This is a genomic window from Prevotella sp. LCP21S3_D2, from assembly GCF_052118345.1.
In the GTDB taxonomy this organism is placed as follows: domain Bacteria; phylum Bacteroidota; class Bacteroidia; order Bacteroidales; family Bacteroidaceae; genus Prevotella.
Genome location: NZ_JBQKHJ010000003.1, coordinates 174,813 through 190,447, shown reverse-complemented (window position 1 = coordinate 190,447; position 15,635 = coordinate 174,813). Strand labels below are relative to the sequence as shown.

General features: G+C 46.8%; 12 protein-coding genes. 6 read left to right on the top strand and 6 right to left on the bottom strand.

Annotated elements, in window-relative coordinates:
• The first annotated feature begins 620 nt into the window (after nt 1-620).
• From ACTQ16_RS04135 to ACTQ16_RS04120, 4 genes are all read left to right on the top strand, one after another.
• Nucleotides 621-1,148 carry an HU family DNA-binding protein gene (locus tag ACTQ16_RS04135; protein WP_441936222.1) on the top strand — a complete coding sequence of 176 codons (528 nt, stop codon included), beginning with the start codon at nt 621-623 and terminating at the stop codon, nt 1,146-1,148.
• 255 nt (nt 1,149-1,403) lie between these two features.
• On the top strand, nt 1,404-2,591 hold the full coding sequence (locus tag ACTQ16_RS04130; RefSeq protein ID WP_441936221.1) for a PCMD domain-containing protein: 1,188 nt from the start codon (nt 1,404-1,406) through the stop codon (nt 2,589-2,591).
• 8 nt (nt 2,592-2,599) lie between these two features.
• A complete protein-coding gene (locus ACTQ16_RS04125) occupies nt 2,600-3,391 on the top strand; it encodes a porin family protein (RefSeq protein WP_441936219.1) in 792 nt (263 codons plus the stop codon).
• A 121-nt stretch (nt 3,392-3,512) separates the two neighbouring features.
• The gene (locus ACTQ16_RS04120) at nt 3,513-4,268 is read left to right on the top strand and encodes a hypothetical protein (RefSeq protein WP_441936217.1); all 756 of its coding nucleotides are present in this window, start codon (nt 3,513-3,515) and stop codon (nt 4,266-4,268) included.
• Between the two features lie 303 nt (nt 4,269-4,571).
• Here the strand turns inward: ACTQ16_RS04120 and rplT are convergent, their stop codons facing one another.
• From rplT to thrS, 5 genes are all read right to left on the bottom strand, one after another.
• The gene (rplT, locus tag ACTQ16_RS04115) at nt 4,572-4,916 is read right to left on the bottom strand and encodes a 50S ribosomal protein L20 (RefSeq protein ID WP_089544559.1); all 345 of its coding nucleotides are present in this window, start codon (nt 4,914-4,916) and stop codon (nt 4,572-4,574) included.
• 38 nt (nt 4,917-4,954) lie between these two features.
• Nucleotides 4,955-5,152, bottom strand: coding sequence for a 50S ribosomal protein L35 (rpmI, locus tag ACTQ16_RS04110; RefSeq protein ID WP_006846865.1), 198 nt, complete (start codon nt 5,150-5,152; stop codon nt 4,955-4,957).
• A gap of 79 nt (nt 5,153-5,231) precedes the next feature.
• The gene (gene infC, locus ACTQ16_RS04105) at nt 5,232-5,912 is read right to left on the bottom strand and encodes a translation initiation factor IF-3 (protein ID WP_295348482.1); all 681 of its coding nucleotides are present in this window, start codon (nt 5,910-5,912) and stop codon (nt 5,232-5,234) included.
• 254 nt (nt 5,913-6,166) lie between these two features.
• Complete coding sequence (locus ACTQ16_RS04100; RefSeq protein ID WP_153123445.1) at nt 6,167-6,556, bottom strand: GxxExxY protein; 390 nt, start codon at nt 6,554-6,556, stop codon at nt 6,167-6,169.
• A 186-nt stretch (nt 6,557-6,742) separates the two neighbouring features.
• Nucleotides 6,743-8,695 carry a threonine--tRNA ligase gene (thrS, locus tag ACTQ16_RS04095; RefSeq protein ID WP_441936216.1) on the bottom strand — a complete coding sequence of 651 codons (1,953 nt, stop codon included), beginning with the start codon at nt 8,693-8,695 and terminating at the stop codon, nt 6,743-6,745.
• Between the two features lie 302 nt (nt 8,696-8,997).
• Here thrS and ACTQ16_RS04090 point away from each other — a divergent pair, with 302 nt between their 5' ends.
• Nucleotides 8,998-10,032 (top strand): type I asparaginase, encoded by a 1,035-nt coding sequence (locus ACTQ16_RS04090; RefSeq protein ID WP_294972246.1) that lies wholly within the window; start codon nt 8,998-9,000, stop codon nt 10,030-10,032.
• Nucleotides 10,033-10,742: 710 nt separating this feature from the next.
• Here the strand turns inward: ACTQ16_RS04090 and ACTQ16_RS04085 are convergent.
• Nucleotides 10,743-12,320 (bottom strand): DUF4301 family protein, encoded by a 1,578-nt coding sequence (locus tag ACTQ16_RS04085; RefSeq protein ID WP_441936214.1) that lies wholly within the window; start codon nt 12,318-12,320, stop codon nt 10,743-10,745.
• Nucleotides 12,321-13,231: 911 nt separating this feature from the next.
• Here ACTQ16_RS04085 and ACTQ16_RS04080 point away from each other — a divergent pair.
• The gene (locus ACTQ16_RS04080; RefSeq protein WP_441936212.1) at nt 13,232-15,451 is read left to right on the top strand and encodes a RelA/SpoT family protein; all 2,220 of its coding nucleotides are present in this window, start codon (nt 13,232-13,234) and stop codon (nt 15,449-15,451) included.
• Nucleotides 15,452-15,635 lie beyond the last annotated feature (184 nt).

Genomic DNA, 15,635 nt, shown 5'->3' with positions numbered 1-15,635 from the left:
TAATCCCACTATAACAAATGAGCCAGAACCAATTACCGGGGATTGCAAATCCCCAGGCACAAAGAGGTTAGGACATTTTTTAACGACGGATTTCCCGTCCCGGCGGATTTGTAATCCCCCTATAACAAATGAGCCAAACCGATTACTGGGGATTGCAAATCCCCAGGCACAAAGAGGTTTGGACATTTTTTGACGACGGATTGCAAATCCGTCGAAACGTAAAATAATTCCGTCCCGGCGGATTTAAAATCCGCCGTAAAAAAAGGTTCGACCTATGAAACCGGGGGATTTGTAATCCCCCAATAACAAATGAGCCAAACCGATTACCGGGGATTGCAAATCCCCAGAACACAAAGAGGTTAGGACATTTTTTAACGACGGATTGCAAATCCGTCGAAACGCCTAACGGGAGGTTACGATGGGTGGTGGATTATGAACTGTCTTCCGATAGGCGTCCCGGCGGATTTGAAATCCGCCGTAAAAAAGGTTCGACCTATGAAAACGGGGATTTGTAATCCCACTATAACAAATGAGCCAAACCGATTACCGGGGATTACAAATCCCCACGCACAAAGAGGTTAGGACAGTTTTTAACGACGGATTGCAAATCCGTCGAAACTATGAGCGTAAAGTACAGAAAAGTAGTTAACAACCGCAAGAACTCCAAGACCAAAGGTAAGGTCTATGGACGAGCAGTAGTAGACGGTGTTATTGACACCAAGGAGATTGCTGGCAAGATCAGCAAGCGATGCACCCTGACCGAGCCAGACATCATTGCTGTAATCAATGCCCTGGAAACCGAGATCGGCTACGGTCTCGCCGACGGCAAGCGAGTAGTGCTCGACGGATTCGGCTCCTTCAAGGTAGGACTCACCACTACCCCAGCCGACAGCGCCAAGAAGTTCACCAGTGCCAACATCAAGGGCATGCACGTCATCTTCCTGCCTGCCACCGAGATGGAACAGGGCAAGCGCGTGAAGAACATGCTCCGCAACGTGAAGGCTGAGGAGATGACCGAGTACACGGGTCTCGACAACAGCAAGGGCACCGACCCTGGCAAGACTGACCCAGGCAGCACCGATCCGGGCAACACCGACTCTGGCAACACTGACTCTGGCAACACCGACTCAGGAGACGTAGGATTGTAAAAAGAATCCTACACCCAGAGAAGCTTGAAGGATTCCAGCGGGAATCATTCTAAAGCCCTGAAGAGGGAAAGCATTGATTACAAGATGCTTTTCCCGCCTTCAGGGCACTTCTTTTATCCAAAAAACGAACAGAAATATTCAAATTCTCTGTTAACTAGTTAAATAAAACGAAAAATATTTGGCATTTACACGTTTTCATCGTATCTTTGCCATCGGATTTATATATCGATTATAGACAGTAAAAGTTTTAACAAAATGAAAGTAAAGGTTTTATCTCAATTTATAATTGCATCTCTCACTGCTGCCAGCACCCTCTCGCTGACATCTTGCTTCAAGGATGAGCCCCTCAATGCCGAATGCGACATCGAACAGGCTTATATCCAGCCCGGACCACTGCTGAAACTGTGGTTTGCCAATGCGGCAGATACCCTCGTCAACGTGCAGAGCGACCAGGACAAGATAGAGTTCACCATGCGTCCGTTTGCCATCCTCAGCAGGCAGGCTCCGGAGTTCCGACTCACCCCAGGCGCCACCATCCAGCCCGAAAGCGGAAGCGTGCACGACTTCTCAAAAGGTCCTGTAACATACGTAGTTACATCAGAAGACAAGCAATGGACCCGCACCTATCAGGTGAGCATCAAGAAGGGACAGACCGCCATGAGCAACGAATTTGAATTCGAATTCGAAAATGCCTACCTCAACAAGGGATACTACAACTGGAAGGAAAACTGGAACGGCGAAGAACTCGACATCTGGGCAACCGGAAACCCGGGATTCAAGATAAGCAACAGTTCGGCTAAACCGGAGGAATATCCTACCACGATGATAGAAGAAGGCTATCAGGGCAAGGGCGTGAAGCTCACCACACAGCGCACCAGCAAGCTTGCCGACATGGTGAAGAAGCCTATCGCTGCCGGCAATCTCTTTATCGGACAGTTTGACGCCACCGATGCCCTGCGCGATGCGATGAAAGCTACCAAGTTCGGCCGTCCGTTCAGTTTCAGCAGCAAACCCCTCAAGCTGGAAGGCTGGTACAAGTATCAGGCTGGAGAGAAATTCACCGACAAGGAAATGAAGGAGCTGGACCGCAAGGACTACGGAACCATCTACGCCGTGCTCTACGAGAACATCGACGAGAAGGGAAACCAGGTAGTACTCTACGGAGATAACGTACAGAGCAGCAAGCAGATTGTGGCTCTCGCCCTGGTAGGCGAAACCCATGACGACAACGGCAAGGTGGCAATCGGAAACACGCCGGAATGGCATCACTTCAGCGTAGATTTCGACTATCAATCCTACGGCAAGACCATCGATCCACTGAAGCTGAAAAACGGCGGCTACAGTCTTGCCATCGTCTGCTCATCAAGTTCTGACGGCGCCAACTTCCTGGGAGCCGTGGGCAGCACCCTATGGGTGGATAGTTTCAAACTGATTTGCAAATAAAAAGAAAAATGAAAAAGATAACAGTAATGGCACTCCTGCTGGCATGCGGCACTGCTTCATGGGCAGGAGACAAGAATAGCGCCTGGAACCAGTATCTCCACGGCTATCAATATCAGGCACGCGTGGCTTACAACCTGGGCGGCACTGCCCCTATCGGTATGCCTGCCACCATCCGCACCCTTCACAGCTACACCCTTCGCCCTAACTTCAGTCTGGGCGTGGATGCCTATCACCCACTCTCCGGAAACTGGGGTTTCGTGGGAGGAATCCGCTTCGAAAACAAGGGCATGAAGACCGATGCGGGCGTTAAGAACTACTATATGAAGATAGTTCGTGGCGGCGAGGAGCTGCAGGGCATCTTTACGGGCGATGTCGTGACCAAGGTGGACATGAGTCTCATCACCGTTCCGATTCAGGCAACATACGATGTATGTGATAATCTCCGCTTCAAGCTGGGTCCATACGTAAGCTATGTTACCTCGAAAAAGTTTGAGGGCTGGGCATGCGATGGTTATCTCCGCCGTCAGGAGGAAGGTCATCCGAAGGGCGACCCGACGGGACAGAAGGTAATGCTGGGTCATGACGAAGGCGAACGTGGCGACTACGACTTCAGCGACGATATGCGCAACTGGCACGTGGGCGTAGATTTCGGAATAGACTGGAAGCTGAGCGACCGCTGGGGCATCTGCGCCGACCTGAGCTGGGGCCTGAACGGCATCTTCAAGAAGGATTTCGAGACCATCGAGCAGACGATGTACCCTATCTACGGCAGCATCGGCATCTCGTATCAGCTGAAGTAACAGATAATATTCTGCTGAAGCTATCTATATAATAATGTACGCGTACATAATTAAGTATAGCCAAAGAGAGATAAAAAGATAAAAACAACAATTATTCATTAACAAAAAAAAAAAGAAGACAATGAAAAAGTTTATTTATTTGATGGCCATGGTTTGCACCCTTGGCTTCTTCACTGCTTGTAGCAGCGATGATGACAACAATGAAAATGATTCCAACCGCAACGAGAAGATTGAAGGCACCTGGAAGGTACAGGATGCCGGGTTTGATGCAAATGGCAATTCTACAGGTTCAGTAGTATTAAACTGGGAAGGTTCTGATGATGCAGTTATCACTATCCCAGGCTTGCTTGATGAGCCATATCCAGTAAAGAATGCCATCTCAATGGTTCCAATGCTGCTCAACACCCAACTCAGAAGCGTTTTGCAGGATGTAACCTTCAATGAGAAGGGTCAGATCTCTGCAACCTACAAGGAAGAGACTGATGACAAGGACTGGAAGGTTGCTAACGACTACGCTACATACCAGGTGGTTAACGAGAATATGATTGCCTTGTTCCTGAACACAGCCAAGATTACAGAAGACATCGACGATGCTCAGGAGAAGGCAATGGTTGCCAGCATGCTGGATCAGTTTAAGACCGGTATTCCTGTACACGTATCTTATCCAGCAGCCAACAAGGTATATTTCTATGTTGATAAGGATTTCGTAGCTCCAATCATCGCCATGCTTTATGCTCAGGTTAACAAGATTCCTACTATAGGCATGGACAAGGATGATTTGGCAGGATTCCAGATTTTGAAGACTGTTGTAAACCAGCTTCCTACCATCATGGAAAAGACCACCAAGTTCGAGGCAGGTCTTGAGTTGATGAAGTAAAGTAGAAAGCTTATAATGCACTAATCCCCAGCTATCTTTTTGATGGATAGCTGGGGATTTTTATTCGTGCATAATCAACGCCCCACACACGCCCAGAAAGAGCGTGTGGAGCCACCTTTGCCATCTTCTGGAACAGCTGCTTTCAGGGCGTGAGAAGACTTTTCGTCCAATTTTCCGGGCACAAAAAAAAGATTGCATCAGCGGAAATACTTCCAACCAATGCAATCTTCAGTTTTCTCTAATCTAGAGGCTAAACACTCTCCCTACGGGAAAAACCCGGAAGAAAAGAGCCTAGCGTCGGATTTACTTCACCTTTGCAACGATAGCCTTGAAAGCCTCAGGGTTGTTTACAGCGAGGTCAGCGAGAACCTTACGGTTGATCTCGATACCCGCCTTGTGAAGAGCACCCATCAACTGGCTGTAGCTCATACCATCGAGGCGAGCAGCAGCGTTGATACGCTGGATCCACAATGCGCGGAATGTGCGCTTCTTGTTACGACGATCGCGATAAGCGTAGGTAAGACCCTTCTCCCAAGTGTTCTTAGCTACTGTCCATACATTCTTGCGAGCTCCATAGTAACCCTTAGTGAGCTTCAAGATTTTTGTTCTTTTTGCTTTAGATGCAACGTGATTTACTGATCTTGGCATAATTTTTTTCTTTAAAAGTTCGACTAAAAAGTTAATAATTAACGGAGGCAGAGCAAGTCGCGAACCTGCTTCAAGTTTGAACGGTCTACGAGAGTCTCACCAAGGAGATTTCTCTTCTGCTTCTTTGTCTTCTTAGTCAAGATGTGACTGTGAAAAGCGTGATGACGCTTAATCTTACCTGTACCGGTGAAACGGAATCTCTTCTTTGCGCCGGAATTAGTCTTTACTTTTGGCATTTTTACTTTTAATTTAAATTGTTATTTATTATAGCGATGGCAACGCATATACCAGGGCGTTACGCATCTTTTTTTCTAATTACTCAGCCTCTTCTGCGATCTTCTTGAGGGCTTCACCGCCCTTGGCATTGAGCAAGCCATTCTTCTCGGCATTGGCCTCGCGCTCTGCATCAGCAGCAGCCTTAGCTTCAGCCTCTCGCTTCTCACGGTCCATCTTCTGCTGGCTCTTCTTGGCAGTACCAGCCTTCTTAGGACTCATGTAGAGGAACATCTTCTTTCCCTCGAGCTTAGGCATCTGCTCTACCTTTCCGTATTCCTCCAAATCATTGGCGAAACGGAGGAGGAGAACCTCACCCTGCTCCTTGAAGAGAATAGAACGACCACGGAAGAACACGTAAGCGCGAACCTTGTTGCCCTCGCTGAGGAACTCGATAGCGTGCTTGAGCTTGAACTGATAGTCGTGCTCATCGGTCTGAGGTCCGAATCGGATTTCCTTGGTCTCCACCTTCACCTGCTTCTGCTTCATTTCCTTAGCATGCTTCTTCTGCTGGTAAAGGAACTTTGAATAGTCAACAATACGGCAAACTGGTGGCTGTGCATTAGGAGAGATTTCAACAAGATCAAGATCCTGCTGCTGTGCTAACTCTAACGCTTTACGTGTTGGCATCACTTCGGCTCCGCCCTCACTTACTATTCTCACTTCACGTACGCGTATCTGTTCGTTTACGCGGTACTGATTTTTCATTTTGTCATTTTTCATTAACTATTCGATATATTCTTTTTTGTCTTTTTGATTAAACGGCTGCAAAGTTACGATTTTTTCATGAAACCACCAAGGATTTCACGCAGATTTTTCAGTTTTAGCCTCATATTTTATTAAAAATCACGCAGTTTTCGTCTTTTGTCCCACAGATTTCACAGATTTACACAGATTTAATTCTTTGCTTCAATAATCTGTGTTAATCTGTGAAATCTGTGGGACTAAAAGAAAACAATCTGCGGGACTAAAGAAGATCAATCAACGGAAGTATATCCATTGACTTTACGGAAGATAGAACTTCGTATATCAGTGGTGGTAAAATTGACCAATATTCCAAGATGCTTCTTCGCCACACGCAAATACGTAAGCAATTGCTTATGAAAGACATCTTTCATTTCTGCCACAGACTTCAGTTCGATTATGACTTTATCTTCAACAAGAATATCCAGACGGAAATCAACAGGCAAAACCTTACCGTCATACATGACATCCAACTTAACCTGACTCTCAACCCTAAGTCCATCTTTACGCAACTGATAGCACAGAGCTGCTTCATAAACCGACTCTAGCAAACCTGGTCCCAATTCATTATAAACCTTATAAATGGCTCCAATGACCTTATAAGATATCTCATTTTCTGTCATAACCAAACGATTTTAAAATCCTCCATAAAAAAATCTCCCACAGACGTCACAGTTGTTACAGATATTCAACAGAACACACAAAAATCTGTGTAAATCTGTGAAATCTGTGGGACAGAACCCTCAAGACAAAAAATCTGTGTAAATCTGTGAAATCTGTGGGAGATTCGAATATATCAATCTGTGGGATTACTCCTCAGCTGCCTTCAGCTGCTCTGCCACCTCAGCATTGATGCGCTGAGCAAACTCTTCCATACTCATGGTAGCCTGCTCGCCACCACCCTGCTTACGCATAGAAACGAGTCCCTCGGCACTCTCCTTCTCACCAACGATGACCATGTAAGGCACACGCTTCAACTCGTTGTCGCGAATCTTGCGGCCAATCTTCTCGTTACGGTCATCAACCAAGGCACGAACACCCTGCTTGTCGAAGTACTGACGTACCTTCTGTGCATAGTCGTTGAACTTCTCTGAGATAGGGAGAATAGCAACCTGGTCTGGAGCCAACCACAATGGGAAGTGACCGGCTGTGTGCTCGATGAGAACGGCTGTGAAACGCTCCAATGAACCGAATGGTGCACGGTGGATCATCACAGGAGTCTTCTTTGAGTTATCCTCGGCTGTATATTCCAACTTGAAGCGCTCAGGCAAGTTGTAATCCACCTGGATGGTACCCAACTGCCAGCGACGGCCGATGGCATCCTTTACCATGAAGTCGAGCTTAGGACCATAGAAGGCAGCCTCGCCAACCTCCTCACGTGTCTCAAGACCCTTCTCCTTGCAAGCCTCGCGGATAGCGTTCTCGCTCTCTGCCCAAATCTCCTCAGAACCGATATACTTCTCGGTATCCTTAGGATCATGGAGAGAAATCTGTGCCTCGTAGTTCTCGAAACCGAAAATCTTGAATACCTTCAGAATCACGTCGATTACATTCTCGAACTCAGACTTCACCTGATCTGAACGAACGAAGATGTGAGCATCATCCTGAGTAAAGGTACGAACACGAGTCAAACCATGGAGCTCACCGCTCTTCTCATAACGGAATACAGTACCGAACTCTGCAATACGCAAAGGAAGATCCTTGTAAGAACGAGGCTTACGAGCGTAGATCTCGCAGTGGTGAGGACAGTTCATTGGCTTGAGCATATACTCCTCATCCTCCTCAGGTGTCTGGATAGGCTGGAATGCATCCTTGCCATAGTGAGCATAGTGACCAGATGTTACATAGAGACTCTTACCACCGATACCTGGACAGATAACCTCCTGATAGTTATAAGGCTTCAGGAGCGAACGGAGCAACTCCTGCAGGCGCAAACGAAGCTGTGTACCCTTTGGCAACCAGATAGGAAGACCCTTACCTACACGCTCAGAGAACATGAAGAGTTCCATCTCCTTACCAATCTTACGGTGGTCGCGCTTCTTAGCCTCTTCGAGAACAACGAGATACTCATCGAGCATCTTCTTCTTAGGGAAACTGATACCGTAGATACGGGTCATCTGCTCGCGCTTGGCATCACCGCGCCAGAATGCACCAGCCACACTTGTAATCTTCACTGCCTTGATAAGACCAGTGTTCATCAAGTGAGGACCACGGCAAAGGTCTGTGAAATTGCCCTGCGTATATGTGGTGATGGTACCATCCTCCAAGTCCTGCTCAATGTGCTCGCATTTGTAGGTCTGACCGTCAGCCTTAAACTCAGCGAGAGCATCAGCCTTAGCCACCTCCTTGCGAACCACAGGCTCGTTCTTCTTGGCAAGTTCCATCATCTTAGCCTCAATCTTGGCGAAATCATTCTCTGAGATCACCTGACCCTCGGCTGGCATCACATCGTAGAAGAAACCACTCTCTACGGCTGGACCGAAACCGAACTGAATGCCTGGATAAAGCTCCTGGAGAGCCTCAGCCAACAAGTGTGCAGATGTATGCCAGAATGTGTGCTTACCCTGCTCATCCTCAAACTTGTAGAGTTCTACATTAGCATCCTCATTGATAGGACGGTTCAACTCTACTGTCTCACCATTTACACCGCAAGATACAACGTTGCGAGCGAGAGCCGGTGAGATACTCTCGGCGATTTGTAAGCCAGTTACGCCCTGTTCATACTCACGAACAGATCCGTCTGGGAATGTGATTTTTACCATAACAACTTAGTATTTTTATTAAATCGCTTGCAAAAGTACTATTTCTTTTTGTAATGAGCGAATATTTTCGTATAAAAAATGTATTTTATTTCAAAAGATGCAGGATTATCGGCATTTTCCCCTTATACCTTATATTATATACAGACATTTACATATCCTCCGCCAACAGTCTGGTTTCCTTACGAATCATAACATAATGTAAAAATGGTAGATATTTTTCGGGAATTTTCTTTGATATATCGAAAGTTTTCACTATATTTGCAACCGATTTAGTGACAAAATGTAAATATCAATCAAGAAAAATGGCAACACCAAAGATTCTCATTATCTATACAGGAGGTACCATCGGCATGGGAAAAGACCCTGTAACAGGCGTTCTGGAGCCACTCGACTTCAACCACCTCGTTTCATCCATGCCCGAATTCCAACTCATCCAGGCTGAAATCGACGTCAGGAAATTCGAACCGCCTATCGATTCCAGCGACATGGATCCGATGAGATGGGCGGAAATCGTAAGCATCATATCCAACAGCTATAACGACTACGACGGATTCGTCATCCTCCACGGTACCGATACCATGGCGTATACCTCTTCAGCGCTCAGTTTCATGCTCGAGAATCTTACCAAACCGGTGATTCTGACCGGTAGCCAGTTGCCCACCGGTGAACTGCGCACAGACGGCAAGGAGAACCTGATGACTGCCATCGAGATAGCATCGGCAAAGGACGAGAACGGCCATCCGATGGTGCCTGAGGTATGCATCTTCTTCAACGGAAAGCTGCTGCGCGGCAACCGTGCCATCAAGATCAATGCCGAAGGTTTCCACGCCTTCGAATCGTTCAACCACCCTCACCTCTGCGATGTGGGCATCAACTTCCAGTATCATCAGCACCACATTCTGACTCCAGACTACAGCAAGCCGATGGTTCCCCATCTGAAGCTAGACCCGAACGTAATCGTCTTCAGTCTCTTCCCTGGCATCCAGGACAATATCGTGCGCCACGTGATGGAATCGCCAGACCTCAGAGGTATCGTGATGCGTACCTTCGGTTCGGGCAATGCTCCTCATGCCCCTTGGATCATGCGACTGCTGGACGAGGCAGCCCACAGAGGCGTGAACATCGTGAACATCAGCCAGTGCCTGACGGGTAGCGTGGAGATGGAACGATACGGTGCCGGATTTCAGCTGAAGTCAGCCCACGTGATCAGCGGCCACGACTCAACCGTAGAGGCGATGGTTACGAAACTGATGTATCTGCAGGGCAGATACGAGGACAACCTGAAGGTAAGGGAGATGCTGCAGAAGTCGCTTGCCGGCGAAATCACGCTGCTATAAGACAGCTAAGATGCTGTTGTCTAGATATATGCAGAAAATATGCAGAATAGACTTAAAAAAGATTAAATTAGAGTAAATTAGTCGACACATCCTTGCTTTGCATTGATATTTTATATACCTTTGCAGTGTGAAAAGATGAAAGTCTAAGTGACCTATATTGAAAAAGTAGCGAAATGTTATACGCATTGAGCTAAATAGATAAAATAATTTAATCAACAAAACCTATTCATTATGCAGATCAACAAAGCGAAAAAGTATGGTGAGTTTGTAGAGATTACAGCTCCAGTAGAAAGAACAACTTCAGAAGAGTATCCAACTATCTTAGGTGGCGAGATTTGGTATAACTAGTATTCTTTCCCAAAGAAATGAAAAGAAAGCTCGAAGTTTTATTAAAGTCTATCCCTTGCAGAACTCGTTCTCTCGCAGATAGATGAAAAACCGCTGAGATTTCTAGGCAATTTAAACTCAAAAAAGATGAAGGCTCAATCCCAATCAATTCGGGGTTGAGCCTTTATTTTCCCACAGAGATATTATTCTAAAGGCCCACATATTGAATATTTTTAGTCCCACTGGTAAAATATAAAGTCTCACAGGTAAAATATAAAGTCCCACAGATTTCACTGATTTACACAGATTTTTTCTCGAACTGCAGAAATTAAATCTGTGTAAATCTGTGAAATCTGTGGGACTAACAATATTCAATCCGTGGGTTAATGCTTGCCGCAGCAGCCACCCTCTTCGTGATGATGTTCGTGCTTGATGCCACCCTCTACAGCCTGATGCTGGTCGCGGAGCAGATCGTTGACGGTCTTCACTGGGTTGAATGTGTCCAGAGGAACCTCTACGAATACAGTATTCCAGTCGCTCATCGCACCATTCCAGAGACCAGGCAACTCCAAGGCCTTCAGGTCCTTACCATTCTTGCTCTTGCTGGAGATGAAACCGGTAGATGGATCTACGTACTTAGGAAGATCGAAGGCATTGCCCTGGTAATCCTTGGTAGCGCAGACGAGATCTACCGGGTTGAAATGAGTACCCTCGGTAAACATCTTCATATACTCCTCGTTGTTCTTGTCGATCTGTGAGCTCTCCAGAATCTGAAGACTTACAGTACCATCCTGGTTGTAGGTAAGGAATGGACCACCACCAGGCTCGCCTACGTTCTTAACGACACCGCAGACACGCATTGGGCGGTTCAACTTCTTGCGCAGATAGATAATCAGCTCAGCATCCTCCAACTCCTTGATATCAGACTTACGGCAGCAGAGATCACGCTGAACGAAGCGGATGATCTCCTCCAGCTTCTCGTGATTGTACTGACCAGAATCCAATACCTTCAAGTAATCGAAAGTCTGCTTCTGCAGAGTAACCAATACACCAGCAATCACCTGCTTCCAGGTAACAGTCTCGCCCTTCAGACGATCAGGAACCACGTTGTCAATATTCTTAATGAATACTACATCAGCATCAATCTCATTGAGATTCTCGATGAGTGCGCCATGACCGCCCGGACGGAACAGCAATGATCCATCCTCGTTGCGGAATGGAGTATTATCAGGATTAGCAGCGATGGTATCGGTGCTAGGCTTCTGCTCAGAGAAAGAGATATTATACTTGATGCCGTAGCGCTGTGCATACTTGTCAGCCTTCTCAGCTACCATCTGCTTGAAGAGTTCAAGGTGGTCGTGAGAAACGGTGAAATGAACGTTTGCCTCGCCGTTGCTGCTAGCATAGAGTGCCGCCTCAACCAGGTGCTCCTCCATCGGAGTGCGAACCTCGTCCTCATACTCGTGGAACTGAAGCAATCCCTTAGGCAACTGTCCGTAGTTCAATCCCTCTGGTTTGAGGAGATTAGCTACGATAGCCTTATAATCACCCTTCTTGATAAGGCACATAATGCCTTTCTCGTTGTTGACGTGGCACTTGTCGCAGAGCGCCTTGCGGAAAGCAAACTTCTTGATATTCTCGAAGAATTGTTTTTCAAAGTCAGTAGAAGGAACATCGTATGGAGCATCAAGGAAAGCGAACATGTTCTTGAACATACGACTAGCAGCACCTGATGCAGGCACGAACTTCACAATCTTGTGCCCCTCAGCCTTATAGTCGTTCCAAGCCTTCTCGAAGTCTTCCACTTCCTGGGCTGTAGGAGCCATGATTCCCTTACCGATGGCAGCCGCACCCTCGAGCTTGAGGAATGGGAAGCCATTCTTGATTTGTTCCAACTGGTGTTCAATCTGCTGCTCGGAGATGCCGCGAGCAGCGATTTGGTTTAGATCTTGCTGATTCATAATACCATATTTATGTTAAATTTACACTATATGCGCTACAAAGATAATAGTTTTTTCTGATAATCAGAAATATTTCCACATTTTTTTGTACCTTTGCAATGAAAATTTAACGAAGTACGCGGTTTTTAACGCCGAAACGCCATTGTTTGTCAAATTTAAAATAGAATATTGCGACATGGTTAGTAAATTAGCAAAAGAGCACGACAGAAGAACGTTGCTATCAACGTATCTGTACGGAGTATCAAACTTATTCATTAGTGGAACCGGAATTGGAGGTTTTTCCCCCTTGGTTACCGGCGAAACTATTGGCATTTACAATATCCTCTTCTTAGTACTGGGCATTGCCTCAACACTCTTCCTTGCCTATAGTGCTAACAGAGTGATGAAGTATAACGATAAAAAATAATAATTATGGAGTTAATAACAATATTTATGGGGCTGAGTGCCGTAATTAGCGCCAGCTTCGCCATCTGGCTTAACACAAAATCAGGTCAGAAGTGGATAGACAGTTTATAACATATAATATAAGTATTATGGAAGGATTTGCTTTAGTAATGTGTATAGGAGCTGTTATTGGTATGAGCTTAGCCATTTGGAGCTACACCAAATCTGGCAGAAAATGGATAGACAATTTATAATCCAAAACTATCGTAATGATGGATGGATTAATGTTTATTTTTTCGCTGGGGCTAATTATCAGCAGCAGTTTTGCCATCTGGCTCAACACAAAATCAGGTCAGAAATGGATAGATGAGCTATAGTTATATATTATGGAACTATATACTATATTTATGGGGCTAGGAGCCTTGATAGGAACCTGCTTCGCCATCTGGCTTAATACCAAGTCTGGTCAGAAATGGATAGACGAGTTATAAAACTCAATAATATATAATCAACGGGAGGGAACGACAATGAATGAAACAACTTTTAAATTTACATCCGAAGAAAAAGAACAGACACTCCAGATCCTGGAGCGCTTGAGAACCACTGTGGGCGATACGTTCAAGCCGGGCGATGAGAAGCATCTGCGTGAAGACATACAGCATGCCTTCATCAACCACCAGATCAAGCGCAACGTCTTCGGAATGAATCCAATACTCGCTGCTCTGCAGACAGCAGAAATAGCAGTAAACGAGATAGGTCTGAAACGAGACGGCATCATCGCCATCCTGATGCAGACCAGCGTCATCGACGGCTATCAGACCATCGAAGACATCCAGAAGAAATACGGCGACAGCGTGGCGCATATCATCAGCGGCCTGCTCCGCATCCACGATCTCTACAAGCGCAACCCGATCATCGAGAGCGAGAACTTCCGCAACCTGCTCATCTCCTTCTCAGAAGACATGAGAGTGATCCTCATCATGATTGCCGACCGCGTGAACGTGATGCGACAGATTCGTGATACCGACCAGGAGGAGGCGAAGCACGAGGTGAGCGAGGAAGCCAGCTACCTCTATGCCCCACTCGCCCACAAGTTGGGTCTCTACAAGCTGAAGAGTGAGTTGGAAGACCTGAGTCTGAAGTATCTGGAGCACGATGCCTACTATATGATCAAGGAGAAACTGAACGCCACCAAGGCATCGCGCGATGCCTATATCGCCCGCTTCATCCAGCCTATCCAGGAGAAACTCGATGCTGCCGGATTGAAATATCACATGAAGGGAAGAACCAAGAGTATCCACTCCATCTGGCAGAAGATGAAGAAGCAGAAGTGCGCCTTCGAGGGTGTATACGACCTCTTCGCCATCCGAATCATCATCGACGCACCAAGAGAGAAGGAATATATGCAGTGCTGGCAGACATTCGCCCTGATTACAGATATGTATCAGCCGAACCCAAAGCGTATGCGCGACTGGCTCAGCGTGCCTAAGAGCAACGGATATGAGAGTCTGCACACCACCGTACTGGGACCGGAGAAGAAATGGGTAGAAGTCCAGATAAGAACCGAAAGAATGGACGATATCGCCGAGCACGGACTGGCTGCACACTGGCGCTACAAGGGCATCAAGCAGGGAGAAGGCGGCATAGACGAATGGTTAGCCAACATCCGTGCCGCACTGGAAAGCAACGACGACCTGCAGCTGATGGACCAGTTTACCACCGACCTGAAGGAAGACGAGGTATACGTATTCACCCCTAAGGGCGACCTGCTGAACTTCCCTAAGGGTGCCACGGTACTCGACTTTGCCTACTACATCCACTCTCGCATCGGCAACACCTGTGTGGGCGGAAAGATCAACGGCAGGGCGGTAACCTTCCGACAGGAACTGCACTCGGGCGACCAGGTGGAAATCCTGACCCAGAGCAACCAGAAACCACGCAGGGAATGGCTCAACATCGTGCAGACTTCCAAGGCAAAAGCAAAGATCCGACTCGCCCTGAAGGAAACACAGAAGAAGGACGGACTCTATGCCAAGGAACTCCTGGAGAGAAGATTCAAGAACCGCAAGATGGAGATTGACGAGAGCACCATGGCACGCATCATCAAGAAGATGGGATACAAGGAGAACTCCGATTTCTACAAGGATGTAGCGGAAGAGAAACTCGACGTAAACACCGTCATCGACAAATATGTAGAGGAACGAGATCACGACCTCAACCCTACCAATGTCACCAAACCAGCCGAAAGTGCAGAGAACTTCGCCTTCGAGAATCCAACCGAGGAACTCCTGAAGCAGAGCGATGACGTGCTGGTTATCGACGAGCATCTGAAGGGTATCGACTTTGAGCTGGCTCACTGCTGCCATCCTATCTACGGAGACCCAATCTTCGGCTTCGTCACCATCAGCAAGGGTATCAAGGTTCACCGCATAGACTGCCCTAACGCCAAGGAACTCCGTCGTCGCTTCGGCTATCGCATCGTCAAGGCAAAATGGAGCGGCAAGGGAACATCAAAGTATGCCATCACCCTGAGAATCATCGGAAACGACGATATAGGCATCGTGAGCAACATCACGAACATCATCTCCAAAGAGGACAAACTCGTGATGAGAGGCATCAACATCTCATCCAAGGACGGCCTGTTCTCGGGCAACGTGACGGTGATGATAGATGATGCAACAAAGACAGATGCACTCATCAAGAAGCTGGCTGCCGTAAAAGGCGTAAAGCAGGTAATGAGAATATAATCCCGCAAATGGATATATTTTCAAGTCCCGCAGATTTCACAGATTTACACAGATATCAGGAATCAAGAGATATTTATCTATTAAAGAAAAGGTTCAATTCCATTGGTTTGGAATTGAACCTTTTCTTTATAATAGACAGACACAGAAAAAAATCTGTGTAAATCTGTGAAATCTGCGGGACTTG